7 protein-coding genes are annotated in these 5,227 nt (G+C 38.6%); all 7 read right to left on the bottom strand.

Features of this window, described 5'->3' with window-relative positions:
* A partial coding sequence (locus WBN20_RS08900) for a right-handed parallel beta-helix repeat-containing protein (RefSeq protein WP_424281432.1) occupies positions 1-653 on the bottom strand: 653 nt, incomplete at its 3' end.
* 8 nt (positions 654-661) lie between these two features.
* Complete coding sequence (locus WBN20_RS08905) at positions 662-958, bottom strand: cupin domain-containing protein (protein WP_424271920.1); 297 nt, start codon at positions 956-958, stop codon at positions 662-664.
* 1 nt (position 959) lies between these two features.
* Positions 960-1,394 (bottom strand): nitrous oxide reductase accessory protein NosL, encoded by a 435-nt coding sequence (locus tag WBN20_RS08910; RefSeq protein WP_424271919.1) that lies wholly within the window; start codon positions 1,392-1,394, stop codon positions 960-962.
* A complete protein-coding gene (locus tag WBN20_RS08915; RefSeq protein WP_424281435.1) occupies positions 1,384-2,043 on the bottom strand; it encodes a hypothetical protein in 660 nt (219 codons plus the stop codon). Before WBN20_RS08915 ends, WBN20_RS08910 begins: the two co-directional genes overlap by 11 nt.
* 131 nt (positions 2,044-2,174) lie before the next feature.
* Complete coding sequence (gene nosZ, locus WBN20_RS08920) at positions 2,175-4,130, bottom strand: Sec-dependent nitrous-oxide reductase (RefSeq protein WP_424281433.1); 1,956 nt, start codon at positions 4,128-4,130, stop codon at positions 2,175-2,177.
* Positions 4,131-4,164: 34 nt separating this feature from the next.
* Positions 4,165-4,746 carry a fasciclin domain-containing protein gene (locus WBN20_RS08925; RefSeq protein WP_424273432.1) on the bottom strand — a complete coding sequence of 194 codons (582 nt, stop codon included), beginning with the start codon at positions 4,744-4,746 and terminating at the stop codon, positions 4,165-4,167.
* Positions 4,747-4,757: 11 nt separating this feature from the next.
* Positions 4,758-5,227, bottom strand: a 470-nt coding sequence (locus WBN20_RS08930; protein WP_424281434.1) for a c-type cytochrome, incomplete at its 5' end; no start/stop codon positions are given.

The following is a 5,227-nucleotide window of genomic DNA, read 5'->3' on the forward strand; positions in this document are numbered from 1 at the left end:
GTGTACACATCATCGTTTGAAAACATAAAATGAAGACCATACCTCAGATTATTTGTGCTCACGTTATTATTGATGGTAACATTATCAGAAAACTCCAGGTAAATACCATCGCGTACACCTTGTACAATATTTTGGTCTACCTGAACATTGTGGCAATACCATAACTGAATACCATTACCAGAATTATACTCATCCACTGCATCGCCATTAATCTTGTTGTTATACACTTTACCGTTATTCGATTTTTCAAGATATATACCGAAAAAGAGCTTTTCCAAGACTACGTTCTGTATCAGGAAGTTTTCACTTTTAACTACCCGGATGGCGGCGTAATCTGCAGTATAACTGGTACCGACGTTAATAATGTATAATCCATCAATAGTCACATTATCGGAAACAATGCGTATGATTTCGCCACGGTCTTCGCCGTCTACTACGGGGTAGTTTTCACCCTTCAAGGTTAATGGTTTGTCTACAAGGATATTGAACTCTTTGTAGGTGCCTTTTTTGATAAGGACAGTATCAAATTTTGAAGACTTTGAAACAGCATCTTTAATAGACCTAAACTCACAGTCTGAGCATACTACCAAGGTCTTTGCTTTTAAACTAAAGATACTTAGAAACAATATTCCTAATAGAAAAAATCTACCCATAATCAGCATTACCTTATTATAAGGAATTTCGAATTCTCGAGTGCTTTTACCCAATGTTTTTCATCTTTAGGAAAGAAAAAATGTTGATGTTTGGAAAGATGGTACTCTTTCTGATTGATATAAAAAATAATAGCGCCCTCCAATACAATTAATTGTACATCTTTTGGTGACACATGTTCAGGAAAGATAGCATTTTTTTCAAGGCTAATACTTAATATTTTTAAGTTTTCAGTATTTACCAGCTTATGAATCTGTAGCTTATTATACTCCTGTGAATTAATTCCATTATTAACCGTGTACGTCATTTTAATTATTCATGTGTTTCAAAAGTTCATTCCAGGAATAGAGCTCTCCTCCATTTTCTTCTTTTGCCAAGCTGGCAGCTTCCATATTGTCAAATGCGGTTAAGAATTCCCCCATGGGACTGGGTATATTTTCACTTATCAGATAAGTTGCCTCCTGCGCAGCTATCAGTTCTCCTGGTTGCGAATTATAATTGCAGAAATAAAGTGCAACGGTAGCGGTATCTATGTCTTTCATATGATTAAGCATACATTCCACCGCATCAAATTTAAAGGCTTTTCCTTTTTTTGTTACTATTTGAGCTGCATGTTGTTTATCCACAATGGTCATCGAACAAAAATGACATCCGTCAGAACCATAATTAATTGGTTTAGGACTTACCTCACAAGACGCAAATATGAATAGTGATAAACCTAAAAATAAGAATCTACTTATCATTTTTTTTAACTTTAATCGGTCGCACCGAGCTGGTACTGTTTTCTGGTTTCCACGCTTTTTTACCTACAAAAAATGCTGCTACAGTAAGCATCATACCGACAAACATCAACCACGCACCAGTTGATGGCAAGGAGGTCACGTCAAAATTTAGCATTTTTACATGGCCAAATAGTGGAGGTTTGTAACTAACAGGTGTTCCGTCTGCATTGGTGAGTTTCATTATAGCATTTGGATCTAGGTTGGTACCGTAATCTACCATCCAGGCATTAAAATCATACATACCCAGTACTCCTAGAATACTCATGAGTATGAACCATCCCATAAACCAATTATAGCTAATTTTTTCAAAAAATCCCAGCAGACCTATCAAAACCCCAAGGATCACCATCCCTCCAATTACTAATGGAAAAGTCTTAAACTCCCACATTTCTTCAGGTTTTGGCAGTTTACGCATGCCAATGTAGTGATTAAGACCGTCAATGTTCTGAATGTCAAATTCACTAACTCCCTTAATACCATCAATATAAATGTTCATTCCCAAAGGTTCCGGATATTGAGGTGCTCCCAGCATTATGTTCCATAGAGGGAAAATGTACAATCCCAAAAGAAACAAAGGACCAATGATCATAAGGATACTTGCTTTTTTCATCATTTCTGCTTTTTGATCGTTTATAAATCGAAGATGGCTTTGGCGGGATAATTTAATTTGTAAATAAAGCGGGCAGGTCTTGGACGCAGCCCGCTTTTATATGTGAATTAAAATAATCTACCTGAGTACTTTCATTCGCCTAAAGACCAGGAAAGTTCAATATTTGAATTTGCAGGAGATACTCTAACATAACCTTGCATTTCCTGGTGTAAGGCAGAACAAAAATCGGTACAATAGAATGGCCATACCCCAACCTTTTTAGGTTCCCATACCGAGGTTTTAGTTTGCCCTGGCATTACTAAAATTTCGGAAGTACCCTGACCAATAATGGAGAAACCATGTGGCACATCAAAATCTTGCTCGTGGTTAGTGATATGAAAATATACCTTATCTCCTACTTTAATACCCTCAATATTATCGGGAGTAAAATGACTTCGGATGGTAGCCATGTAGATATGTACTTCATTTCCCTTGCGTTCTACACGCGCATCACCAACGCCTATCGTAGCATATTCATGCTTGTTGTCATCCAAACGATAGATTTTTTTCGAATTTGATGCTAACAACTCTGCAGGACAGCCAGCGGCATAATGTGGCTCTCCGTGGGTTGGGAAATCCAATAATAATTCCATTTTTTCTCCCGAAATATCATAAAGTTGTGCAGAGTGCTCCATTTCTGGACCTGTAGGCAGATACCGGTCTTTGGTTATCTTGTTCATGGCTACCACATACTTGCCGAAAGGTTTCCTTGAGTTCCCACCAGGAATCATTAAATGCCCCACGGAATAATATGTCGGTTTTCTATCCAGAACTTCCCAAGTCCCCACTTTCCATTTTACTACTTCCGAAGAAATAAAGAAGGTAGTGTACGCATTACCCTTTTCATCAAATTCGGTATGCAGTGGGCCCAGGCCTCCACTTTTTACGACACCAGCCAAAACATCTTCAAATTTCAATATAGGAATGCCATAAGCATCGCCATCGAATTTTTTGCCTTCGATTGCGGCCAACATTTTATCAAACGAGTGCACAGTAAGGTCTGCAGATAGTTTTCCATTACCGATAATATATTCCCCTGTTGGATCTACATCACAACCGTGTGGCGATTTAGGAGTTGGCAAAAAGTACAAAGATCCCGGTACTTGGGTGGGATCTACAGTAATTACCTCTTTTTTCATGGTAGAAGTTCCGGTATGAGTTTCCTCGTCATATACATTGTGGGCATAGTCAGCGGGCATCTTAGTTCCTCCTCCATTTTTAACATACTCCTCTATTTTTTTCCAGTTTACAGCGGCGATAAAATCCTTGTCATTTTGTGAAGCATTGACTTCCAATAAAGAACTGGCCTCTTCGGTATTATAAGTTGTAAAGAAGAACCACCCATGAGATTTTCCACGACCTGGATGCGAAAGATCATAATTGAACCCTGGCATCAACACCTGGAATTCTAGATTTAATCGCCCTGTATCAGGCGCTACACTAATAAAAGACAAAGCGCCTTTAAAATTTCCTTTGTATTCATTAATAGGCATATCGCGCTGTGGTACAGGTACCGAAAATCGTGTTCCAGCTACCACATACTCAGTGTTTTCCGTAATGAATGACGAACTGTGGTTACCTGCACTGTTCGGAACCTCGATAATCTCTTCAGTCTCAAAAGTGCTCAAACTTACCCTTGCTATACGGGGAGTATTGTTACCGTTTACAAAAATCCATCGACCATCCAATTCACCATTAGTTTGTGAAATATCAGGGTGGTGTAAATCATCCCAAGGAATAAATCCAAAGGAAGTATTCAACATTGGTTTGGTTTCTTCCGAATAACCATATCCTGAGGTCGGGAATTGTGAGAATACCGGGATTTCCTTGAACAATCGTCCTGAGGGAAGTCCATATACAGTAAGGTTACCGCTATAGCCTCCAGAAAGGAAAGCGTAGAATTCGTCTTGTTCACCAGGAGCTACGTATACTTTTTCAGCAGCGCTTGAGGATAAAGCCCCATTGGATTTCTGAGATTGATTGTTGCAACTGCTAAAGGTAATTCCTAACCCAAAGAGGATACAAATTAAATAGTTTAAATTTTTCATTGTTTTATTTTTAGTTTTAATTGATTAATGTTTTCTATTCTTCCGGCGGCAACATTACCTTGTCTACCACATGGACAATACCATTACCTCCTTTGACACTCCCTATTATTTTAGCGCCTCCAACAAAAACATCATCCCCTTCAACAACAATCATTACACTTTGATCATTGGCCTGCCCTAATTTTTTAAACTTCTTTAGAAAATCTTTAGAATAATTTCCAGGCGTAACATGATACTTTAAGATATTTGCCAAAGCCTCCTTGTTTTCAGGTTTTAATAAATTGTCAACGGTTCCTTCAGGTAGTGCGTCAAAGGCCTCATTTGTAGGGGCAAATACCATTAATGGCCCGGCATTTACCAGAACATTTTCAAGGTCGGCAGCTTGTACAGCTGCAACCAGCGTTGTATGATCCGGAGAACCAATAGCAATCTGTAGTACATTGGGCGTTGATCCGTCATCTTCAATAAAGGCCTGGCCTCGTTCTTTATTTACTTCAGTTGGTGGTGGTGGTGTTGAAGTTGTTCCTTCTGTTTTAGCTTCATTTTTACAACCGACAAATAAAATCAGCATAAAAAATGAACCCACAAGCAATCTTAATTTAGTTATTGTTTTCATATGATTGTTTATTATAAAGTTCTAAAATACTCCAGGACAGCCCTTGCTTGTTCTTCAGTAAGACCTTGATTCGCCATTGGTGAACCGTTGAACTCTACCAACAAATCTTTGGCTAAGGGATCTTCTTTTACCATCTGTTCCGGATTAAGAATCATGTTCATAACCCATTCCGGTGTACGTCTCTCAAGGATACCGTTAGGGGCAGGACCAATGAATTTTTTGCCTATTCTATGGCATGCAAGGCACATTTTGTCATATACTTCTTTTCCTGTGCTTGCCATTGCCTGATCAATTTCCGGATTTAAGGTGACTGAAGTCACAGGCCCTAAACCTTTGTTATTTAGATCTATACGCTCTGATGCTTTTATCACTTCAGTATCAGGAGTGGTTGCAGGTTTCTCTGTTTCTGACTTTTGTCTGGTGACACTAAAACCGTCTTTTTTCTTTTCTTCTTTTCCCCCACAGCTCATCAATATTAGAG

The sequence above is a fragment of the Eudoraea sp. genome, assembly GCF_049665975.1.
Taxonomy (GTDB): domain Bacteria; phylum Bacteroidota; class Bacteroidia; order Flavobacteriales; family Flavobacteriaceae; genus Eudoraea.

Coding starts and splice junctions, on each gene's coding strand:
- WBN20_RS08910 (WP_424271919.1), bottom strand. CDS start 1,394: ATGATAAGTAGATTCTTATTTTTAGGTTTATCACTATTCATATTTGCG.
- nosZ (WP_424281433.1), bottom strand. CDS start 4,130: ATGAAAAATTTAAACTATTTAATTTGTATCCTCTTTGGGTTAGGAATT.
- WBN20_RS08925 (WP_424273432.1), bottom strand. CDS start 4,746: ATGAAAACAATAACTAAATTAAGATTGCTTGTGGGTTCATTTTTTATG.
- WBN20_RS08915 (WP_424281435.1), bottom strand. CDS start 2,043: ATGAAAAAAGCAAGTATCCTTATGATCATTGGTCCTTTGTTTCTTTTG.
- WBN20_RS08905 (WP_424271920.1), bottom strand. CDS start 958: ATGACGTACACGGTTAATAATGGAATTAATTCACAGGAGTATAATAAG.